The organism is Gilvimarinus gilvus (assembly GCF_030518155.1).
GTDB lineage: Bacteria > Pseudomonadota > Gammaproteobacteria > Pseudomonadales > Cellvibrionaceae > Gilvimarinus > Gilvimarinus gilvus.
On record NZ_JAULRU010000651.1, the window covers coordinates 1 to 334 of the forward strand.

1 protein-coding gene is annotated in these 334 nt (G+C 35.3%); it reads right to left on the bottom strand.

Annotated elements, in window-relative coordinates:
- On the bottom strand, positions 1–334 hold a 334-nt coding region (locus QWI17_RS16640; protein WP_302723651.1), incomplete at both ends, for a hypothetical protein.

A 334-nucleotide genomic window follows, 5' to 3' on the forward strand; every position in this document is an offset into this window, starting at 1 on the left:
ACCAGCACCTACACGGATATATGGATCAAACCAAGAATCTTCTTTTAAGATATAACCATTAGCTAACTTATAACGTAAACCTAAACCAGCATTGATGAATAATTCATCTTTGATACGTAATCTGTTGTTATCAACTTCACCTACTGAAGCAGTTAAATCAACATCAAAAGATCTGTTTAAGTTACGGATGATAGATAATTTAGATAAAGGAGGAACGATATCCCAATTATCTGTTTTGAAATACTGGTTGAATGGTCCAGTCACTGAGTTGTGATCAACTGCGTGAGCACCAACTGTAATTGCCCAAGGATTCTTAGAATTCTGAGCATCTACA